This window comes from Ralstonia sp. A12 (assembly GCF_000801955.1).
Taxonomy (GTDB): Bacteria; Pseudomonadota; Gammaproteobacteria; order Burkholderiales; family Burkholderiaceae; genus Ralstonia.
Map to the genome: position 1 here is coordinate 145,054 of NZ_JSZO01000003.1, position 21,354 is coordinate 166,407.

Here is a 21,354-nt window from a genome sequence, read left to right on the forward strand (position 1 = left end):
CGGGTCAAACGGAAAGCGACAGCGATGCTAGCGCAACGCCCAAGCGCTGCCATCCGGTTTCGTCCGGAGGCAGACCAAAGCGCAAGCCAAGCACGTCATGCGCGGGCGCTGTGCCCGGCACATCAAAAAGGCGCGTCCAGATGCCAAGCCGCGCCAGTTGTGCGTGCAGCGACAGCGCGTGTGGTGTGGGCGCCCAGGCAAAGAGTGGCGTGGCAATGTTCTGCAAACCGTGGTGATCGAGCAACGTGTGCAGGCGCATGCCCTCGCGTTGCAGGCGGGCGCGGTTGGTGGTCTGCCAGGTGGTATCTGTCAGCGCAGCGCGCACGACGGCGCGAGCCGGGCCGTTGACGGTCCAGTGCCCCAACGCATCACGCAGCGTAGCCAGCAGATCCGGCGGACCCAGCACGAAGCCGATGCGCGCCCCGGCTAGCCCGTAGAACTTGCCGATCGAGCGCAGGATCATCAAGCCCGGCGCGCCTGCCAACGGCGCGAGCGTCGGGCCATCTTCCAGCGCTTCGATAAACGCCTCATCGACGATCAACGTGCCGCCGCGCGCGTGCAGACGCGCGTGCCAGTCACGCAACGTGCTGGCCGACAGCACGCGCGCCGTGGGGTTGTTCGGGTTGACGACGACCAGGTGTCGAACATCGTCGGGCAGATCGCCCAGGAATGCCGCTTCGGGCAGCGCAACGACGTCATGTCCGGCGCGTGCAAAGGCGGGTGCGTATTCGCTGTAACCGATCTGCGCGACGCCGACCCGGCCGCGCGGTAGCAGGGCGGGCAGTGTACGGATGGCAGCCTGCGAGCCTGCGACCGCCAACACAGCATTGGCGTTTCTCACGCCGTAGTGCGTGGCCGCCAGCGCCTCCAGGCCATCGTCTTCAGGCAGGCGCAGCCACGCATCGGATGGGATGGGCGGGATCGGATAGCCGTTTGGGTTGATGCCGGTCGAGAGATCAAGCCAGCCGCCCGCCGGTTCACCATATCGCGCGCGTGCCGCGGCCAGATTGCCGCCGTGGACGATGACACTCATGCCAGGCTCCGAGCAATGACGGCGGCGACGCTCAACACGCCGAGCCACAGCCACAACGTGCGTGAGACGAGTGTCAGCGCGCGGTTGATGTCGGCGGCGCTGGCGGGCGCACCTGTGCCGAGCGGTGGGCGGGCTTCGTCTACACCTTCGTAGCGTGCGGTGCCGCCAAGCTGCACACGCAGGCTGCCCGCACCGGCAGCCATGACCGGCCCCGCGTTGGGGCTCGACCATTGCGGCGCTTGCAGGCGCCAGCAGCGCAGCGCATCGGCGGTGTGGCCGAGCAGCGCATAGCTCATCGCCGTCAGCCGGGCGGGAACCCAGTTGAGCACGTCGTCGATGCGCGCGGCGGCCCAGCCAAAGCCGGTAAAGCGTGCATTGCGATAGCCCCACATGGCATCGAGCGTGTTGGCCAGCCGATAGAGCACCACGCCAGGCGCGCCAGCCACAATTAGCCAGAACAAGGGGGCGAACACGGCGTCGCTGCCGTTTTCCAGGGCGGATTCCACGGCAGCGCGGGCGATGGGTTCGTCGGCCGCCTCAGAGAGGTCTCGCGAGACGATGCGCGAGGCGAGTGCACGTGCTCGGGGCAGGTCGGCTTCGCGCAAGGCAGACGCAATCGGCGCGATGTGGTCGTGCAGGCTGCGCGCACCGATCGCAAAGTAGAGCGCTACGGCATCAATCGCCACCACCGCCCACGCTGAAGTCGCGTGCACCGTTGTGACAAGCCACGCAGCCAGCAGCACGAAGGGCAGCACGGCAATCGCCCAGGCAGTCAGGCCAACGATGCGCGCCCATGCCAGCGCTGCCGGCTTGCGGTTCAGGACGCGTTCGATGATGTTGGCAATGTGCCCGAAGCCCACCAGCGGATGCCAGTGCGGCACTTCACCCAGCCGCCGGTCGAGCAGCACGCCAGCCAGCGCGGCCACCGCCACGAACGACCACCCGAGGTCGATCACACCGCCAGTCGGCAGGTTCACGACCCAGTGCCGAGTGCCGGCCCTTTGACCACCATCGGAATGCCCGCCACCAGCAGATGTACGTTGTCTGCCAACGCGGCTAGACGCTGGTTCAGGCGGCCCAGCTCATCCACATAGAAACGCGTGATGGCGCCCATCGGCACCACGCCCAGGCCGATCTCGTTGCTCACGAGAATCACCTCGCCGGGCAGCAGGGGCAGAGCGGTCAGCAGGGCGTCGATTTCCGCCGTCCAGGCCTCGGGCGGCGTGATGAGGCCAGTGTCGGGATAGTCACGCTGCTCGGCGAAGAGGAGGTTGTTGAGCCATAGGGTGAGGCAATCGACCAGCACGCAACCGCCGTGCTGCGCATGCGTGTAGAGCGCTTCGGCCAGGCGCACGGGTTCTTCGACCAGGCCCCAATGCTCGGGGCGACGTGCGCGGTGCAGGGCCACGCGCAGCTGCATCTCTTCGTCGCCTTCGCCAGCGGTTGCAATGTACGTGACGGGCCCCGCGCATTGCAGCGCGAGTTGTTCAGCGTGGTGGCTCTTGCCCGAGCGGGCACCACCGAGGACGAGTGTGAGACGGCGAGACATCCGCGCATTTTAGCCGCCGGTGATGATTGGCGCAGACAGGCGAATGCGATAATTCGCGCATGCCAAAGCTACCGTTTCCTGTGCCACCGCGCGGCACGCTGATGATTCAAGGCACCACGTCCGATGCCGGCAAGAGCACGCTGGTGGCCGGGCTGTGCCGCGTTGCCCACCGCGCTGGTGTGCGGGTGGCACCGTTCAAGCCGCAGAACATGGCGCTCAATAGCGCCGTCACTGCAGACGGTGGTGAGATCGGGCGCGCCCAGGCACTGCAGGCCCAGGCCGCCGGCGTTGCACCCACGGTGGACATGAACCCCGTGCTGCTCAAGCCCAACAGCGACACTGGCGCGCAAATCATCATCCACGGCCAGCCGCGCTGTGATCTGGATGCCCGCGCTTATCACGACTACAAGCCCACCGCGATGGCAGCGGTGCTCGAATCGCACACGCGCCTGCGCGCGCAATACGACCTCGTACTGGTGGAAGGCGCCGGCAGCCCCGCCGAGATCAACCTGCGCGATCGCGACATCGCCAACATGGGCTTTGCTGAAGCTGTCGATTGCCCGGTCGTGCTGGTGGCCGACATCGACCGTGGCGGCGTGTTTGCCCACTTGGTCGGCACGCTCGCCTGCTTGTCGGAGAGCGAACGTGCACGCGTGACCGGCTTCGTCATCAACCGTTTTCGCGGTGACATCTCGCTGCTCACGCCGGGGCTGGATTGGCTGATCGCGCAGACGGGCAAGCCGGTGTTTGGTGTGCTGCCGTATCTGCACGGCCTGCATCTGGATGCGGAAGACGCCGTACAGACGGCGCAGCGTGCCACCTCGAGCGACGCGCTGCGCGTAGTGATTCCGGTGCTCCCGCGCGTGTCCAACCACACCGATTTCGATGCGCTGCGCGCGCACCCGCAGGTGGACGTGCGCCTGGTCGGCCCGGGCCACCCGATTCCCCCGGCCGATCTCATCATCCTGCCCGGCAGCAAGAGTGTGCAGGCTGACCTCGCCTGGCTGCGCGCCAACGGCTGGGAGTCGGCCATTGCGCAGCACCTGCGCTATGGCGGCAAGCTGATCGGCATCTGCGGTGGCATGCAGATGCTGGGACGTCGCCTGCATGATCCGCAGGGGCTGGAAGGTGCGCCCGGCAGCGTTGATGGGCTCGGCTATCTCGATTTCGAGACCACGCTGGAGGCAGCCAAGCAATTGCGGCAAGTGCGCGGCACGCTGGCTGACGGCGGTGCGGTTGCGGCAACTATCGCCGGCTACGAAATTCACATGGGCGTGACAGAGGGGCCGGCCCTCGCGCGGCCCGCCGTGCGGCTCGACGATGGGCGCGCGGATGGGGCCATGTCGGCTGACGGACAGATCCTCGCCACGTATCTCCACGGGTTGTTCGATGCGCCTGATGCGTGCCGGGCGCTGCTCGCCTGGGCCGGCGTGCGCGATGCCCAGGCGCAGGACTACGCCGCGTTGCGCGAAGCGTCGCTCGAACGCCTTGCCGACACGTGCGAAGCGCACCTCGACCTCGCCGCGCTGTTCGGGACGCTGCCACGTGCGGGCTGAGCCATAATCACCGGATAAGCAAATCCGCCGAGTGATCGACTCGGCACACGATTCGACGAGCGCAAGGAGGCAGGCATGCCGGTGGCCGTTGTAGCGAATCCGAAGGGTGGGGTGGGCAAGACCACGCTGGCAACCAATCTGGCGGGCTACTTTGCCAGTCAGGACCACACCGTGATGCTGGGCGACACCGACCGCCAGCAGTCGTCGCGCGAGTGGCTTGCGCTGCGCCCCGAGACGGCCAAGTCCATCCACACGTGGGAGATCAGCGCCGACCACATCGCCAAGCCGCCCAAGGGCACGACGCACGTGGTGCTCGATACGCCGGCCGGGTTGCACGGCTGGCGGCTGACCGATCTGGTCAAGCTGTCGGACCACGTGATCGTGCCGCTACAGCCTTCGATGTTCGACATCCTCGCTACGCAGACCTTCCTGCGCAAACTGGCCGACGAAAAGGCTGTCCGCCACGGCGAGGTCAAGCTGGGCGTGGTTGGCATGCGCGTCGACATGCGCACACGTGCCGCTGAACAGCTCCAGCGTTTCGTGCAGGGGTTGGGCATGCCCATCCTCGGCTACCTGCGCGATACCCAGAACTACGTGCAACTGGCCGCGCACGGCCTGACGCTGTGGGACGTGGCACCCTCGCGCGTGGCGAAGGACGTGGAGCAGTGGAGCGGCATCCTCGATTGGTTGGGGGAAACGCCTCCGCAAGCAGCCGTCGCGGATACGTCAGCGGCGGCATGAAAAAAGCCCGGCAACTGCCGGGCTTTTTATTGGGCGACGCGTCGTTCAGATCTCGAGGTTGTCGATCAGGCGCGTTTTGCCGAGCTTGGCGGCGGTCAGCACCACCAGCGGCTCGCCAGCGGCGATGTTCTCGGGCGTCGGCGCCTGCAGGTCGGTGCGGCGGCGCACGGCCACGTAGTCGGGCTGCCAGCCGCGGCCACGCAGGTAGTCCATCGCTTTGTTGGTCACCTCTTCGTGCGAAGTCTGGCCCTGCAGCACGGTTTCCAGCACATCCTGGCGCACCTGGTGCAGCGTGCGGTACAGCTCGGGCGCCTCGGCGCGTTCGTCGCTGGACAGATACATGTTGCGCGAAGACAGTGCCAGCCCGTCCTCCGCACGCACCGTCTCGGCGGGGATGATGTCCACCGGCAGCGCGAACTGATGGGCCATGCGGCGCACGATCATCAGTTGCTGGTAGTCCTTCTTGCCGAACACCGCCACGCGCGGCTGCACGGCGCAGAACAGCTTCATCACCACCGTGCACACGCCCTTGAAGAAGCCCGGGCGGAACTCGCCTTCCAGCGTGTCGCCCAGGTCGTGCGGCGGGTCGACGCGATATTCCTGCGGCTCGGGGTACATGTCGCGCTCGGTGGGCGCGAACAGCACGTACACGCCTTCCTTCTGCAGCTTCTCGATGTCGTCCTGCAGCGTGCGCGGGTACTTGTCGAAGTCTTCGTTCGGGCCGAACTGCAGGCGGTTCACGAAGATGGACGCCACCACCGGATCGCCATGCTGGCGCGCCAGGCGCATCAGGCTCAAGTGGCCTTCATGCAGGTTGCCCATGGTCGGCACGAAGGCGACGCGGTTCTGGCCGCGCAACTGGTCGCGCAGTTCCTGGATGGACGAGATGACTTTCATAGTTGTGGGTTGACCTGGTTCTGGGTCAGGTCGGAGAGTAGGCGAGGCGCACGTAAATCGGCGCGTACGGTTCGGCCTGGGTGATTTCGAGCAGCGATTCGCGCGAGAGCTCCAGCATGGCGACAAAGTTGACCACCACGATGGGTGCGCCCTTGCCGGACTGGATCGCTTCTTCAAACAGCTCGGTGAACTCCATGAACCGCGCGTGCTGCAGCTTGCGCAGGATCTGGCTCATGTGCTCGCGCACGGACAGCTCTTCGCGCGAGATCTTGTGATGCTGCGTGAGCTTGGCCCGACGCAGCACGTCGGCCCACGCAACGCGCAGGTCGTCGGAATTGACGTCGGGATAGCGCGGCGCGAGGCTCTGCTCGATGTAGACCTGCGCGCGCAGGAAGTCGCGGCCAAGCTGCGGCACGGTGTCGAGCTTCTGTGCAGCGAGCTTCATCTGCTCGTATTCGAGCAGGCGGCGCACCAGTTCGGCACGCGGGTCTTCGGGTTCTTCGCCGGAGTCGGTCTTCTTGACCGGCAGCAGCATGCGCGACTTGATCTCGATCAGCATGGCCGCCATCAGCAGGTATTCGGCGGCCAGCTCGAGGTTGGTCGCGCGGATCTGCTCGATGTACGCCAGATACTGCCGCGTGACCTGCGCCAGCGGAATGTCCAGCACATTGAAGTTCTGGCGGCGGATCAGGTACAGCAGCAAGTCCAGCGGCCCTTCAAACGCTTCGAGAAACACCTCGAGCGCATCGGGCGGGATGTAGAGGTCTTGCGGGAGCTTGAACAGCGGCTCGCCGTACAGCCGCGCGAAGGCCAGGCCATCAACCTGTACCGGCGTGGAGTCCTTTTCGGGCGCCACGCTGGGCAACTCGACGGGCAGCGGCAGCTTGTCCTGCGCAGAAGTGGTCATGCGGCGGCGAGCCTCAGGGCCTGGGGGATCGGCCTGCCGATCAGTCCAGCGAGTACACGTACGGCTTTTGCGCCACGCGTGCAGCCTGGGCGCGTGCGCGCTCATCCAGGTCGACCGGGTCCTTGTCCCACAGCAGGGAGCGGCCTTGGCGCTGTTGCGTTTCCAGGTCGGGCTTCTGGGTCTTGAGTTCTTCCAGGAACTGGGTGATCTCGGACTTGTACAGGGCCATGGCAATCAGTGATGTTGGGTGATCTGGTCCGCACGGCGGGGTTCGCAAACCGGTCCCGGGCGGAAAACCGGCGCATTTTACCGTATTGGGCGTTGGGCACGCCGTGTGCGGGACCCTTCGGACCGATCCGAAAGGCAGTATTCGTTGCAATTGCCTGGGCACCTGCCAGGGTCGGTATGGTCAAATACGCCTTTCCTTTGACTGAGCCGGCCCGTGGGGGCGGCGCCACGCTTGCCACGATGACCGGCCCTCGTCGACCGTCACGACCGTCTCGCTTTCGTTTTCCTGCTGCTTATGCCGCTGTGCTCGCGGCCGGCGTTGCCCTGTCGCTCGCGTGTGCGCCGGCCCGCGCCGAGTACGACGTCAAGATCGAGGCGCCCAAGGCCATCCGCGACTTGCTGGAGCGCCATCTTGACCTCTCGCGCTACAAGGATCGCAAGGACATCACGGAAGACCAGCTTCAGTACATGGTCGAGACCATTGGCGACCAGGTCACCAAGCTGACGGCTACCGAAGGTTACTTCGTGCCCAAGGCCACGGCCAACATGGATGGCCCGCCGGATCACCGTGTCGTGCACGTGAAGGTCGAGCCCGGCCCGCGCACGACCATCGACAACGTGGCGCTGGACTTCAACGGTGCGATCACGCAGGACCCCAAGCGCATCGAAGAATTGAAGAAGGCCTGGGGCCTGCAGAAGGACATGGCGTTCCGCCAGTCCGGCTGGGACAAGGCCAAGGACGACAGCCTGGCCGCGCTGCAGAGCAAACGTTATTACGCGGCCAAGCAGACCACGTCGCAGGCGCGCGTCGACCCGGACGAGAACAAGGCGGACCTGTCCGTTGCGTATGACAGCGGCCCGGCCTACACGCTGGGCCCCTTGGATGTGCAGGGCCTGACACGTTACCCGCGCGGCATCATCACCAACGTCAATCCGCTGCGCGTGGGTGAGGACTATTCCGCAGATCGCCTGCAGGCATTGCAGGCCGCCATCCAGGGCCAGCCGTATTTCGCCAACGCCATTGTCGACCTGGGTGACGATCCGAAAGACCCGGTCAACGCGCCTGTGCGCGTGCGGGTGCGTGAGTACCCGCCAAACCGCCTGACCAGCGGTGTCGGCTTCGGCACCGATACGGGCGCCTCGGTGGAAGGGCGCTACCAGTATCTGAACCTGTTCAACAAGGCCTGGGTGCTCGATACGCAGGCGCGCATTGAACAGCGCCGGCAGTATTTGTTTGCCGGCGTGACCTTGCCGCCTGACGAAAAACAGTACGTGAACAGCCTCTACAGCAGCATGGACCGGACCGACACCTCGGGCACCGAGACGCGCAGCTATCGCTCGGGTTTCAAGCAGACGCGCGTACGCGGCATCTACGAAACCTCGTTCACCATCGATTTCTACTATGACGACCTGCGCCCCGAGGGGGCTGAGCGCGAGTTGAGCAAGGCGCTGGTGCCCGGCTTCGCGTGGACGCGCCGCGACGTGGACGACCCGCTGTTTCCGCGCCGGGGCAACATCATCACCACGCAGATCGGCGCGGCCGTCAAAGGGTTCCTGACTGATCAGACGTTCGTGCGTTCGTACAGCCGCGTGCGTCAGTACGTGCCGGTGGGGCAGCGCGACATCTTTGTCGCGCGGGCTGAACTGGGCGGCGTCATTACCTCCGGCCCCGGCGATGGTGTGCCGGCCACACTGCGCTTCCGCACGGGCGGCACGCAGTCGGTTCGCGGCTACGACTTCCAGAGCATCGGCAATGAGGTCAACGGCAGCACGCTGCCGACCAAGTTCCTTGTGACGGGCGGGGTGGAGTACCAGCGCTGGTTCCTGCCGCAGTGGGGCGGCGCCGTGTTCTGGGATACCGGCACGGCCACCGACAACTGGTCGGAGCGCCGCTGGTTCAACGGCGTGGGTGTGGGCGTGCGCTGGAAGAGCCCCGTCGGGCCGATCCAACTGGATCTGGCCTACGGCATCCAGCAGAAGCAATTCCGGCCGAGCGTCTCGCTGGGCATCGCGTTTTGAGCGGCGGCATGAGCAGTAAGCAGGGGCCCCGCGTGGCGGGGATGCGCACGGCCGCGAATGCCGCCGGCCGCCGACACCGCTGGGGCAAACTGACCGATTGCCGTTCGGAGGCGGCGCCATGACCGAGACGCAAACGCCTGAATCCGCACAGCCCGAGACACCGTCGCCCAAGCGTGGCTGGGGCCGCCGCTTGCTGCGGTGGCTGGGCGGCCTTGTCGTGCTCGTGCTGGTGGTCGTGCTGGGCCTGGCCGGCTGGCTGACCTGGGCTATTCATTCGCCGACTGGCACGGAGCAGCTTTGGTCGCTTGCCACGCGCTTCGGCCACGACCATGTGTCGGGCAAGCTGGCGGGCGGCACGTTGCGCGAGGGTGTGTCGCTGCGTGACCTGCATGTGCGCGCGGGCGGCACCGAAGTCCGTATCGACCACGTAGAAGGCCGCTGGGCCATCACAAGCGGCCCGTGGCATGCCCGTTTCGCCTATCTCACCGCCGGCAACGTCGAGGTGATCCTGCACCCGACGACGCCAACACCGCCGAGCGGCCCGCCTGCATCGCTGGTGTTGCCGCTGGCGTTGGATGTGGATCGGCTGGCCGTGGAGCGCCTGGCTATCCGAGAGGGCACGTCGGTTACCGAATTGAAGTCGATCGCCGGCAGCCTGCACACCGATGGCACCCACCACAACGTGCTGCTCGACGGGATGGAAACGCCCGCCGGCAAGCTGGCCGCCACGCTGCGCATGACAGGTACGCGGCCGTATCCGCTCACGGGGGCGGCCACGCTGGCTACGCAGTTCGAGGCGAATGGGCAGAAACAGGATGCATCGGTGTCGGCGCAGCTCTCGGGTTCGCTGGAGGCGCTGCATATCGACGCGACCGGCACCGGTGCCCAGTTGACCGCGCAGGCGCAGATTGACGCCACGCCGTTCGGCGCGCTGCCCTTGTCGCGCGCGGTGGTGTCTGCTGATCACGTGAATCCGCGGGCGTTTGCGCCGGGTGCGCCGGAGGCATCGCTCACCATCCACGCAGATCTGCGTCCTGACGAAAAAGCCAAGACGTTGACCGTCGCCGGTCCCATCCAGATCGACAACGCGCAGGCCGGACCGCTCGACAAGCAGAAGCTGCCGCTGCAATCCCTGCGCGCGCAGGTACGGCTGAACGAAGACGATCAGCAGCTCAGCGGCCTGGACGTGCGCCTGTTGGGTGGCGCGCAACTGACCGGTGGTGCCGACGTGAAGAAGGGGCACGGCACCTTGCGTGTCGACGTGCGCCAACTGGATCTGCAGGCGCTGCACGCATCGCTGGAGAAGACGAAGCTCGCCGGCCCCATCACCGTGGACTTTGCCGGCGGCACGCAGCACGTGGCGCTCGACCTGGCCGGTGGTGACATGCGTGCGCAAGCGAAGGCCGTGCTCGACGCGGCGCAGGTAGCGGTGGAGAGCGCGCAGGTGTCGTTGGGCCGGTCGCGGTTGACGCTGGCGGGCACGCTCAAGCACGACGATGCGCAGTCGTTCGCGTTCAAGGGCGACCTGGCGGAGTTCGACCCGTCGCGGCTGGCCAAGGTGGCCAAGGGCCGCATCAACGCAACGTTCGACGGGCGTGGCACGTTGGGTGAGCCGATCGATGCGGCGATCAAGTTTGCCGTGCGCGACAGCAACTACGCTGGCCTGCCGATGACCGGCGATGGCAACGTCCACCTGCGCCTGCCATCAGAAGGCCCGCGCCTGCTGCCGAGCGACGCCAAGCTGGACGTGGCCGGCAACAAAGCCAGCCTGCGCGGCAGCTTCGGTGCTGCTGGCGACCGCCTGCACGTGGAGGTCGACGCGCCGCAGCTCGCACGCCTGCAACTTGGCGTGAGTGGGGCACTGACCTTGTCGGGCGATGTGTCCGGCACGATCAAGCGCCCGCAGGTGGATGCCACGTTCCGCGCGCAGCAGCTTGCGTATCAAGGCAACAAGATCGAACTGGCGAATGGCCGCGCGCAGATGCGCGATGGGATCGATGGTCCGCTGCAGTTCGAGTTGACCGCGCAGCGCGTGACAGCCCCGAGCGTGTCATTGCGTGAGGTGCACGCCAGGTTGGAAGGTACGCGTCGTGCTCACCGCTTCCGCGCTGATGCCGATGGCAACGTGCGCGCCCAACCCTTCAAATTTGCGTTGGCTGGGGACGGTGCACTGACGCCTGACAAGGATGGCGATGCGTGGGACGGCACGATCTCCACGCTGTCGGCACAAGGTGCGCCCAATCTGCAGTTGATGACGCCGGTGCGTGTGTCGGTGGCGCCGAGCCGCCTGACGATCGGCCGCGCAGATCTCACGCTGGAGCAGACCCCCATCCACATCGAGCGTGTGGAATCCAACCAGGGTCACCTGCGCAGCGCGGGCCGTGTCGACGGATTGCAGATCGCCCGTGTGCTGGACGTGGTGCGCACGTGGACAGGCCAGGCCCCACCGGTGCGTACCGATCTTGTCATCGATGGTCAGTGGGATCTGGACCTCGGCGGCAGCGCCACGGGCACGGCACGCTTTGCCCGTCGCAGTGGTGACCTGTCGATCAACGCGGGCCGCGGTTTCACGCCGCTGGGGTTGACCGAGCTGGTGGTCGAGGCACGTGGCGAGGGCATGCGGCTGGCACTGCGCGGCGATGCGCAATCGACGCGTGTCGGCAATCTTTACCTCGACGCCGGTATCGGATTGACGCGTGACGCAACGCCCGGTGCCCTGGCGCTGATGTCGCCCGCGTCACCGCTGACGGGCGGGCTGACGGTAAGCCTGCCGCATCTCAAGGGCATCGGCGATCTGCTTGGCCCAGACGTTGCAACCGATGGCCAACTGGCAGCCAGCCTGCAGTTTGCCGGCACCGTTGGCGCGCCCAAGATCAGCGGTTTCCTGACAGGGCAGGACATCGAGGTTGCGCTATACGACCAGGGCATCCGCTTGACGAAGGGCGTGGTGCGCGTGGCGCTGGACCAGAACGTGGTCGACCTGCAGGACGTGGTGTTCTACGGCGGCGACGGCACCGTGCGTGCGAAGGGCCGCGTGCAGCTCGGCGAGGCCAACCCCAACCTGACCGGCTCCATCGTTGCCGACAAGCTGCAGCTGTTTGCCGATCCGGATCGCACGCTGGTCCTGTCAGGCCAGGCGCGCATCGCCAACGATAACGACCGCGTGGGCATTACCGGCAAATTCAAGATCGACCGCGGCCTGTTCGATCTGCCCAAAGACGGCGCGCCTGCCCTCGGTGATGACGTGGTCATCGTGCGCCGCGCGGATGCTGCCCGCAACCAGGCCGAGCGCGGCGTCAAGCGCGAAGAGAAGCCCGCCGGCCGCTTCAGCCCGGTCGTTGATGTCGACGTCGATTTTGGCGACAACTTCCGCTTCAAGGGCGCCGGGGCCGACCTCTCGCTCGGTGGCCAGATGCACGTGCACAGCGAGCCGCTGGTGCCTCTGCGCGGCACCGGCACGATCTACGTACGCCAGGGGAGCACCTACGAAGCGTTCGGCCGCAAGCTGGCCATCGACCAGGGCGTGCTGAATTTTGTTGGGCCGATCAACAACCCGTCGTTCAACATCACCGCCATGCGCCGCAACCAGGAAGTCGAAGCGGGTGTGCAGGTGACCGGCACGGTGCGCCAGCCGCGCGTGAAGCTCGTCTCCGAGCCCAACGTGCCCGATGAAGACAAGCTCTCGTGGCTGATGTTCGGCTACAGCGCGTCCAACGCGGGCCTGGGCCAGCAGCAGGCGATGTCTGGCGCGGCGCTGGGGTTGCTCGGCAATGTGGCGGGCAAGAACGTGGCGCGGCGCTTTGGGCTGGATGAGTTCTCGATCGGCGCGTCTACATCGGGCCTGACCGATCCGCAGGTGGTGAGCCTGGGCAAGGCCATCTCCGAGAGCATCACCGTGGGCTACGAGCAGAGCCTGTCGACAGCAGATTCCATCGTCAAGATGACGTGGCAGTTCTCGCGGCGATGGTCGGTCGTGGCACGCGGCGGCACCATCAACGGTGCATCGGTGTTGTTCAACAAGCGTTGGTAATCGGGGGATCCGGCTGCCAGAATGGCGACGGATCTACGTTTTGAACGAGGAGGTTCCATGCCGCATCGTCGTCAACTCGCACAAGTGGGAGTCACCATGGGCATTCTGGCGTCATTGCTCGGGCTGTTCGGTTGCGATCAGCAGAAGGTTGATCAAGCCGTCGATCGCGCGGGGGACGCGGCCAAGCGGGTATGGCAATCCGCCAAGCCGGACAACCTGCTGTTCAAGGACATCGTTGCCGGACAGTCGACCGAGGCGGATGTGAAGGCCACCGCGGGCGAGCCCGAAATGATCTGGGAGAACGAGAGCGGCACGCGCCAGCTTGAGTATCCGCGTGGACCGGAAGGAACCTCGACCTGGATGGTGACGATTTCTCCCGATGGCCATGTCGGCAAGATCGAGCAAGTGCTGACAGCCGAGAACTTTGGTCGCGTGCGGGTTGGGCAGAGCAAGGATGACATCCGCCGGATGCTGGGCAAGCCGGGGAAGGTCGAGGCGTTCAAGCTGAAGCAGGAAGAGGTGTGGGGCTACAAGTGGATGGAGAGCCCGACGGAGAAGGCGTTCTTCAATGTGCACTTTGGGCCGGATGGGCGGGTTACGACGACGTCTCGTAGCGATAACCGGTTGAATGGAGCCTAACCGCGTGCCGACTTAGTGGCACGTCAAAAGACAAAGGCCAACCCCGTGAGGTTGGCCTTGTTGTTTCCGGCGTTTGCTTAGGCGATCAACGCACGCGCATCCCCGGCACCGCTCCGGAATGCGGCTCAAGGATATACAGGCCCGGCTGAGCCTTCTCATCAGCCGCCGAAGCCGCCAACACCATCCCCTCCGACATCCCAAACTTCATCTTCCGCGGCGCGAGGTTAGCGACCATCACCGTCAGCTTGCCCACCAGGTCTTCCGGCGCGTAGGCCGACTGGATGCCGGAGAACACGTTGCGCGTCTGACCTTCACCCACATCCAGCGTGAGCTGCAGCAGCTTGTTCGACCCTTCCACACGCTGGCAAGCCACAATCTTGGCCACACGCAGATCAATCTTGGCGAAGTCATCGATGGTGATGGTCTCGGCCATCGGCTCGATCGTGGCAGCACCATTGGCGGCCGCAACCGGCGCATCCGTCGTGGCCTGCAGCGACTGACGATTCGCCTCGACCAGCGCATCCACCTGCTTCTTGTCCACGCGCGTCATCAGGTGCGAATACGGCTGGATCGGCTTGGCCGACGACAGTTGCGAATCAATCGCACGCCAGGTCAGCGGCTCGACATTCAGGAACGCTTCGATGCGCTCAACCGTGGTCGGCAGGATCGGCTTGAGGTACACGGCCAGCAGGCGGAAAGCTTCCAGCGCGACCGAGCATGCAGCGTGCAGCTTTTCGCGGTTGGCTTCATCCTTGGCCAGGTCCCACGGCTTTTCAGTGTCGACGAACGCGTTGACGGCGTCGGCCAGTTCCATCACCGCACGCAGCGCCTTGCTGTACTCACGCTTCTCATACAGATCGGCGACCTGCGGTGCAGCTTCACGCAGCTGCACCATCAGCGGATGGCTCAGGGCAGCATCGCTCACGCGGCCGTCGAAGCGCTTGACCAGGAAGCCCGCCGAGCGGCTCGCAATGTTGACGAACTTGCCGACCAGATCGCTGTTCACACGGGCGATGAAATCGTCCATGTTCAGGTCCAGGTCTTCCATCGTCGCGTTCAGCTTGGCGGCGAAGTAGTAGCGCAGCCATTCCGGGTTCAGGCCGGTGTCGATGTAGCTCTGCGCGGTGATGAACGTGCCGCGCGACTTGCTCATCTTGGCGCCGTCCACGGTCAGGAACCCGTGGGCGAACACGTTGGTCGGCGTGCGGTGGCCCGAGAACTTGAGCATGGCCGGCCAGAACAGCGTGTGGAAGTACAGGATGTCCTTGCCGATGAAGTGGTACTGCTCGGTGGTCGAGTGCTCGTTGATCCACGATTCGAAGTCGAGGCCGAGCTTGGCGCACAGGTTCTTGAAGCTGGCGTAGTAGCCAACCGGCGCATCCAGCCACACGTAGAAGTACTTGCCCGGCGCGCCAGGGATCTCGAAACCGAAGTACGGCGCATCACGCGAGATGTCCCAGTCCGATAGCTTGGCTTCGCCTTCGTCGCCGAGCCATTCGCGCATCTTGTTGGTGGCTTCCGGCTGGGCGAGGTCGGCTACCCAATCGCGCAGGAAGCTTTCGCAGCGCGGGTCGGACAGCTTGAAGCAGTAGTGTTCCGATGATTTGCGCACCGGCGTGGCGCCCGACACCACGGAGTACGGGTTCTTCAGGTCGGTCGGCTGGTAGGTCGCGCCGCACACTTCGCACGAATCGCCGTATTGGTCTTTCGCGCCGCACTTCGGGCACTCACCCTTGATGAAGCGGTCCGGCAGGAACATCTCCTTGACCGGGTCGTAGAACTGCTCGACCTCGCGTACGTCGATCAGGCCGGCATCCTTGAGCTTGAGGTAGACGCTCTGGCAGAGCTCCTTGTTCTCGTCGGAGTCGGTGCTGTAGTAGTTGTCGAACGAGATCAGGAAGTTGTCGAAATCACGCTTGTGCTCTGTCCAGACGCGTTCGATCAGCTGGCGCGGGGTCAGGCCTTCCTTCTCGGCACGCAGCATGACGGGCGTGCCGTGCGTGTCGTCGGCACCCACGTAGTAGGTTTCGTGCCCGCGCATGCGCTGGAAGCGCACCCAGATGTCGGTCTGGATGTACTCAACCAGGTGGCCGATGTGGATCGGCCCGTTGGCATAGGGCAGGGCGGAAGTGACGAGGATGCGACGTTCGGACATGGGCAGGCCAGAAAGGTGCGGGCGGGCCGCAAAAAGGGGCGGCGCGCGGAGAAACGCATATTTTAGCGCGCCCGGCGGGCTCGGGCCGTTGCGCGACGAATGGCGAGGATCTGATGCTCGGAAGCTGCGGCAGGACGTCGCAGGTTGCGTGATCCCAAAAAAAAAGCGCCGGTCAGAGCCGGCGCAGCTTTCCACAACGGAAAAGGAGGAGAAATCAGGTACCGCCCGGGAGGTCAGCCACGCATCGCGAGCCAGCAATGCGCAGCAAGCGGTACCTGTTCTCTATGACTGGGTCATCCCTGAATTGGTTTCAAATAAATTTCGACGCGGCGATTTTGTGCCCGGCCGGCCTCGGTGGCGTTGTCGGCAACCGGCTGCGTTTGGCCACGGCCTTCAGCGGCCAGGCGGTTGCGCGCGACCCCGCGGTCGGTCAGATAGCTCGCCACACTTTGAGCGCGCTTCTGCGACAGCGTCATGTTGTAGTTGGCGTTGCCGGTGCTATCCGTGTGGCCGACCACGTTGGCAGCGAGCTCCGGGTTTGCCGTGAGCGTCTGCGCAACGCTATCCAGCGCGCCGCGGAACGACGGCTTGATCACCGCGCTGTCGGTATCAAACGAGACCTGGCTCGGGATGTTCAGCTTAAGCGAGCCGTCAGGCTGCTCTGAAATTTGCGTGCCCGTGCCTGCCGTGTCGCCAGCCAGCTTGGACTTGATGGCGGTCCAGTTGTAACCAGCGGCTGCACCGGCGGCGGCGCCCAATGCGCCACCGATGGCGGCGCCCTTGCCGTTGCCCACCAGAGCGCCGATGCCAGCACCTACAGCCGCACCAACGCCCGTGCCAACGGCGGTATTGTTCTGCTGCTGGGTGGCACAGCCGGCCGCCAGCAGGGCGACAAGCGAGACGGAAATAAGCTTGGCTTTCATGTGGTTTCTCCTACGAATAACGGGATCGGTTCTTGTTTGGTTTGCCGATAGCTGGCGCGGCCGAGGGATCTGTGGGGGGAATCGGACGAATGTGGCGCCAGCAAAATACAATAGCAAAACAGTAGGTAGAGTGGCCAGGACCCGACAAAGTTCATGTCGCGCAACCGTTGGCCCGTCCCCCATTTGCATTAGATTTGTGGAGTAAATGTTGAGCGTAACCGTCGAACAGATCACCGAAGCCCTGCGCGGCGTGGTGGATCCCAATACCGAGCGCGACCTCGTGTCGTCCAAATCGGTGCGCAACATCCGGGTTGACGGCGGCGAGGTATCGCTCGACGTCGAGCTCGGCTACCCGGCCAAGAGCCAGTTCGAGCCGATCCGCAAGCTGGTGATCGGCGCGTTGCGCCAAGTCAATGGTGTCGAGAATGTGAGCGTGCAGGTGTCGATGAAGATCGTCGCGCACGCGGTGCAACGCGGCGTGCACCTGATGCCGAATGTGAAGAACATCATCGCGGTGGCTTCAGGCAAGGGCGGGGTGGGTAAGTCGACCACCGCCGTGAACCTGGCACTGGCACTGGCCGCCGAGGGCGCCAACGTCGGCATTCTGGATGCCGATATTTACGGCCCCAGCCAGCCGATGATGCTGGGCATCCAGGGCCAGCCCGAATCGGCCGACGGCAAGACGATGGAGCCGATGGAAGGCCACGGCATCCAGGCCAACTCGATCGGCTTCCTGATCGAGCAGGACAACCCGATGGTCTGGCGCGGCCCGATGGTCACCTCGGCGCTGGAGCAACTGCTCAAGCAGACCAACTGGCGCGACCTGGATTACCTCATCGTCGACATGCCGCCGGGCACGGGCGATATCCAGCTCACGCTGTCGCAGAAGGTGCCGGTGACGGGCGCGGTGATCGTCACCACGCCGCAGGATATTGCGTTGCTCGACGCCAAGAAGGGCCTGAAGATGTTCGAGAAGGTAGGCATTCCCATCATCGGCGTGGTCGAGAACATGGCGGTGTACTGCTGCCCGAACTGCGGCCATACCGAGCACATCTTCGGCGCGGGCGGCGGCGAGAAGATGTGTGCGCAGTACGGCGTGCCGTTCCTGGGCAGCCTGCCGCTGAACCTGTCCATCCGCGAGCAGGCCGATTCGGGCCGCCCGACCGTGGTGGCTGACCCGGACGGCGCCATTGCCGGCGTCTACAAGCAGATTGCGCGCCGCGTTGCCATTGCCGTGGCCGAGAAGGCCAAGGACATGACGAGCAAGTTCCCGTCGATCGTCGTGCAGAACACGTGAGTTGAGCACCATGGACACCGCCGAGCCGCAGCCCAATCAGAGAGAGGCCGAGCGTCCATCCGTCAGGATGGCGGTGGTGCTGTGCCGCCGCCCGACGGCCAACCGCTGGCAGCCGTTCCAGTGGCGGCTGGAGGCGGTGGTGCCCGATCTGGGCGAATACGGCAGCGTGCCGCGCTGTCTCGATCGCTCAGACACGGAAGAACGCTGGCTCACGCCCGGCTTCAACGTCACGCTGTTCCGCGACGAGGCTGAGGGCTACTACCTGAACGTGACCTCCGCTGCGCCATGTTGGTTTGTGCTGTGGCGTCTGGGCGAGGCGGGCACCGCCGACGAGGGCAGGGCGATTCCGCATACGGTCTCGCTCAGCTACAACGAGGCCGGCCGCTGGCTCGACGGCGGCGAGACCGTGGAGAACGTACCGCTGGACGCCGCCGCGCTGGAGTGGCTGCAGGCATACGTGGCCGAGAACTATCGGCCAGAGCCGAAGAAGCGGCGCCGGCCCGAGTCGTTCCTGTCGCCGGAAGACCGCGCGAAGTTCTGAGCGAGGCTGCCGTGAGCGACGAATCCTTCCTCTCGCGCTGGTCGCGCCGCAAGACGGCCGAACGGCGCGGTGAGCCCGAGCCGGAGCTGGAAGCCGCGCCGCCTGCTGAGGTGGTGCCTGCGCCGGCGGCCGTGCAAGAACCGGTGCTAGCTGAGCCCGCGCCTGACGCACCACCACCGCTGACGCTCGAAGACGCCGCCAAGCTCACGCCTGCCGATGATTTCGCCCCCTTCGTCGCGCGCGGCGTGGACGAGGCCGTCAAGCGTGCGGCGCTCAAAAAGCTGTTCGCCGATCCGCACTTCAATGTGATGGACGGGCTCGACACGTACATCGACGACTATTCGCAGCCCGACCCGATTCCGCCAGAGATGTTGCGCGAGCTGCGCCACACGGCGGAGCTGCGGTTGTTCGAGCCGTTGGACGAGGATGTGGCGAAAACGGTGGGTTTCGAACCACCCGACGCCGAGGCTGCACCCACCGTGACAGGCGAGACGCCACCCGAGCCTGCCGATGCCGAGCCGCTGGTCGTAGACGACCCCGCCCAGGCAACTCCGCATGGCGGCGCTAAGCCACCATCCGTAGAATAAAAAAAGAGGACCGCGCGGCTACGAGCCGGGCGGCCATGTCCCCATAGCCCGTGCGCCAGACACGGGCGCATACGCACAATTCCATGCCGACGCTGGTTTGCAGTTGCAATCACACCATGCCGCTCGACGCCGATGCGGTGAGCGACGCCCTGCGCGCATCCGATGCCGCCATCGATGCGCCTGGCAAGACGCACCATCTGCTGTGCCGCCGCGAGATCGGCGCCTTCACGCAGGCGCTGGACGGTACCGAAGACGTGATCGTCGCCTGCACGCAGGAGAAGGCGCTGTTTGCCGAGGTGGCTGCGCAGCACGAGGGCGTGATCGCGCCGATCCATTTCGTGAATGTGCGCGAGACAGGCGGATGGTCGACCGGCGCCAAGCGCGATGCGCGCGGCTTCCACGCGAAGACGGCCGCGCTGCTGGCGGTGGCTGGCTTGCCTGCGCCAGACCCGGTGCCGGTGGTCGACTACCAGTCCGAAGGCAACTTGCTGATTGTCGGTCCTGCCGAGCGGGTCATGCCGTGGGCCGAGCGATTGGCCGATCAACTGAGCGTGACGGTACTGGCCACGGGGCGCGATCGATCCGCGGGTCCGCTCTCGCCGCCGATGGAGCGCCGCTGGCCCGTCCATGCCGGCGAACTGGGGGAGGTAAAGGGGTGGCTCGGCGCCTTCGAGGTGCAGTGGCGCAACCGTAATCCGATCGACTTAGACCGCTGCACGCATTGCAACGCTTGCATCGACGTGTGTCCGGAAAACGCCATCGACTCGCTTTACCAGATCGACCTCGATCTCTGCCGTGACCATCGTGATTGCGTGAAGGCCTGCGGTGAGGCAATGGCAATCGACTTTGCCCGAGTGGATGCGCCGCAAACACTGTCTGGCCAATTCGATCTGATCTTCGACCTGAACGATACGCCGGCCTTTACCCAGCACCAGCCGCCGCAAGGCTACTTCCACGCCGGTGCCGATGCGGGGCGTCAACTAACCGCCTCACTCGCGCTGCTGCAAATGGTGGGCGAGTTCGAAAAGCCCAAGTTTTTCCAATACAAGGAATCGATCTGCGCGCACGGGCGCAACGGCCAGGTGGGTTGCGATGCGTGTGTGCAGGTGTGCTCTGCATCTGCTATTTCGTCGCAATGGAAGGACGGGCGCGGCAGCGTGCATGTCACACCGAACCTGTGTGTGGGCTGTGGTGCGTGTACGACGGCGTGCCCAACCGGCGCCATCACCTATGCCTACCCGAGTGCGCCGTATCAAGGGCGCAAGCTCAAGACGTTGCTGAGCACGTATGCATCGGCGGGTGGGCGTGATGCGGTGGTCCTGCTGCACAACGGCGAGCGGGGCCGCACGCTGATCGAACAACTGGGCCGTGCTGCGCGCACGAGCAAGGCGCAGGGCGTGCCGGTGAACGTACTGCCGGTGGAGGTGTTTCACGCAGCATCGGCGGGGTTGGATTTGTGGCTCGCGGCGCTAGCCTATGGTGCTGCGCGCGTCGCCCTCCTGCTCACCGAAGACGATGCGCCGCAGTACCGCGCGATGCTTGCCGAGCAGGTGAGCGTGGCGCAAGCGGTGCTGCAGGGACTGGGTGAACCGGCGGATATACCGGGCGTCGTGCTCGTCGATGCGGCTGATGTCGCCGTGCTGGACGCACGCCTGAACGCCGTCGACGTATCGGGTCCGCAGCGAGGTTTCCGCCGCGACATGCCTGCCGCGACCTTCGCCGTGGCTGCCGCCAAGCGCGAGACGCTCGATTTCGCGCTCGACCATCTCGCGCGTCACGCCAAGGCCACTGAGGCGGTCATTCCGCTGCCCGCTGGCGCACCGTTTGGCGCCATCACCGTGGACCGCGAGCGCTGCACGCTGTGCATGGCCTGTGTGGGCGCGTGCCCCTCGCAGGCGTTGCGCGATCAGGCCGAGCGGCCTGTGTTGTCCATGATCGAACGTAACTGCGTCCAGTGCGGCCTGTGCGAAACCACGTGCCCCGAAGAGGCCATCGCGCTTGTCCCGCGCCTGAACCTGTCCGCCGAGGCGCGCCAGCCCGTCACGCTCAACGAGACGCAGCCGTTCCACTGTGTCCGCTGCGGCAAGCCGTTCGGCACCGCGCAGATGGTCACCACGATGCTGGCCAAGCTCGGCGCGCATCCGGCGTTCTCGGGCGCCGCCGCCGAGCGCCTGAAGATGTGTAGTGACTGTCGTGTGATCGACATGATGGAGCGCGGCGAACGCCCGGGCGCCACCCACTGAAGGACGACC

General features: G+C 65.4%; 17 protein-coding genes. 9 read left to right on the top strand and 8 right to left on the bottom strand.

Annotated elements, in window-relative coordinates; all coding sequences use genetic code 11:
* Window positions 1-4: 4 nt before the first annotated feature.
* From cobD to cobU, 3 genes are read right to left on the bottom strand one after another with little or no spacing between them, the layout of a single operon-like run.
* Window positions 5-1,033, bottom strand: coding sequence for a threonine-phosphate decarboxylase CobD (gene cobD, locus PI87_RS07235; RefSeq protein ID WP_039597035.1), 1,029 nt, complete (start codon window positions 1,031-1,033; stop codon window positions 5-7).
* A complete protein-coding gene (gene cbiB / locus PI87_RS07240; RefSeq protein ID WP_039597036.1) occupies window positions 1,030-2,010 on the bottom strand; it encodes an adenosylcobinamide-phosphate synthase CbiB in 981 nt (326 codons plus the stop codon). Before cbiB ends, cobD begins: the two co-directional genes overlap by 4 nt.
* On the bottom strand, window positions 2,007-2,582 hold the full coding sequence (gene cobU / locus PI87_RS07245; protein WP_039597037.1) for a bifunctional adenosylcobinamide kinase/adenosylcobinamide-phosphate guanylyltransferase: 576 nt from the start codon (window positions 2,580-2,582) through the stop codon (window positions 2,007-2,009). The genes cbiB and cobU overlap by 4 nt, the downstream gene beginning before the upstream one ends.
* A 59-nt stretch (window positions 2,583-2,641) precedes the next feature.
* Here cobU and PI87_RS07250 point away from each other — a divergent pair, with 59 nt between their 5' ends.
* Both PI87_RS07250 and PI87_RS07255 read left to right on the top strand, forming a co-directional pair.
* Window positions 2,642-4,138 carry a cobyric acid synthase gene (locus PI87_RS07250; protein ID WP_039597038.1) on the top strand — a complete coding sequence of 499 codons (1,497 nt, stop codon included), beginning with the start codon at window positions 2,642-2,644 and terminating at the stop codon, window positions 4,136-4,138.
* A 75-nt stretch (window positions 4,139-4,213) separates the two neighbouring features.
* Window positions 4,214-4,879 carry a ParA family protein gene (locus PI87_RS07255; protein ID WP_039597039.1) on the top strand — a complete coding sequence of 222 codons (666 nt, stop codon included), beginning with the start codon at window positions 4,214-4,216 and terminating at the stop codon, window positions 4,877-4,879.
* Window positions 4,880-4,924: 45 nt separating this feature from the next.
* Here the strand turns inward: PI87_RS07255 and panC are convergent, their stop codons facing one another.
* From panC to PI87_RS07270, 3 genes are read right to left on the bottom strand one after another with little or no spacing between them, the layout of a single operon-like run.
* Window positions 4,925-5,776 carry a pantoate--beta-alanine ligase gene (gene panC, locus PI87_RS07260; RefSeq protein WP_039597040.1) on the bottom strand — a complete coding sequence of 284 codons (852 nt, stop codon included), beginning with the start codon at window positions 5,774-5,776 and terminating at the stop codon, window positions 4,925-4,927.
* 25 nt (window positions 5,777-5,801) lie between these two features.
* Window positions 5,802-6,683: a segregation and condensation protein A gene (locus PI87_RS07265; protein ID WP_039597041.1), complete on the bottom strand. Its 882-nt coding sequence runs from the start codon at window positions 6,681-6,683 to the stop codon at window positions 5,802-5,804.
* Window positions 6,684-6,723: 40 nt separating this feature from the next.
* Window positions 6,724-6,912, bottom strand: a complete 189-nt coding sequence (locus PI87_RS07270; protein ID WP_039597042.1) for a DUF3460 family protein — start codon at window positions 6,910-6,912, stop codon at window positions 6,724-6,726.
* Between the two features lie 239 nt (window positions 6,913-7,151).
* On the opposite strand from PI87_RS07270, the gene PI87_RS07275 reads away from it, so the two are divergent.
* The 3 genes from PI87_RS07275 (at window position 7,152) to PI87_RS07285 (ending at window position 13,599) form a co-directional block, all read left to right on the top strand.
* Window positions 7,152-8,930, top strand: a complete 1,779-nt coding sequence (locus PI87_RS07275; protein WP_039597123.1) for an autotransporter assembly complex protein TamA — start codon at window positions 7,152-7,154, stop codon at window positions 8,928-8,930.
* A gap of 118 nt (window positions 8,931-9,048) precedes the next feature.
* Entirely contained in the window at window positions 9,049-12,960 is a 3,912-nt protein-coding gene (locus tag PI87_RS07280) for a translocation/assembly module TamB domain-containing protein (protein ID WP_039597043.1), read from the top strand.
* A gap of 96 nt (window positions 12,961-13,056) precedes the next feature.
* Window positions 13,057-13,599 carry a hypothetical protein gene (locus tag PI87_RS07285; RefSeq protein WP_039597044.1) on the top strand — a complete coding sequence of 181 codons (543 nt, stop codon included), beginning with the start codon at window positions 13,057-13,059 and terminating at the stop codon, window positions 13,597-13,599.
* Window positions 13,600-13,684: 85 nt separating this feature from the next.
* Here the strand turns inward: PI87_RS07285 and metG are convergent, their stop codons facing one another.
* Both metG and PI87_RS07295 read right to left on the bottom strand, forming a co-directional pair.
* Window positions 13,685-15,754, bottom strand: a complete 2,070-nt coding sequence (gene metG, locus PI87_RS07290; protein ID WP_039597045.1) for a methionine--tRNA ligase — start codon at window positions 15,752-15,754, stop codon at window positions 13,685-13,687.
* A 293-nt stretch (window positions 15,755-16,047) separates the two neighbouring features.
* Entirely contained in the window at window positions 16,048-16,677 is a 630-nt protein-coding gene (locus PI87_RS07295; protein ID WP_039597046.1) for an OmpA family protein, read from the bottom strand.
* Between the two features lie 208 nt (window positions 16,678-16,885).
* On the opposite strand from PI87_RS07295, the gene apbC reads away from it, so the two are divergent.
* The 4 genes from apbC (at window position 16,886) to PI87_RS07315 (ending at window position 21,345) form a co-directional block, all read left to right on the top strand.
* Window positions 16,886-17,974: an iron-sulfur cluster carrier protein ApbC gene (apbC, locus tag PI87_RS07300; protein WP_039597124.1), complete on the top strand. Its 1,089-nt coding sequence runs from the start codon at window positions 16,886-16,888 to the stop codon at window positions 17,972-17,974.
* Window positions 17,975-17,984: 10 nt separating this feature from the next.
* Entirely contained in the window at window positions 17,985-18,515 is a 531-nt protein-coding gene (locus PI87_RS07305; RefSeq protein ID WP_039597125.1) for a DUF3305 domain-containing protein, read from the top strand.
* A gap of 11 nt (window positions 18,516-18,526) precedes the next feature.
* Window positions 18,527-19,102 carry a DUF3306 domain-containing protein gene (locus PI87_RS07310; RefSeq protein ID WP_039597047.1) on the top strand — a complete coding sequence of 192 codons (576 nt, stop codon included), beginning with the start codon at window positions 18,527-18,529 and terminating at the stop codon, window positions 19,100-19,102.
* An 83-nt stretch (window positions 19,103-19,185) separates the two neighbouring features.
* Window positions 19,186-21,345 (top strand): 4Fe-4S binding protein, encoded by a 2,160-nt coding sequence (locus PI87_RS07315; protein WP_039597048.1) that lies wholly within the window; start codon window positions 19,186-19,188, stop codon window positions 21,343-21,345.
* The last annotated feature ends 9 nt before the right edge of the window (window positions 21,346-21,354 follow it).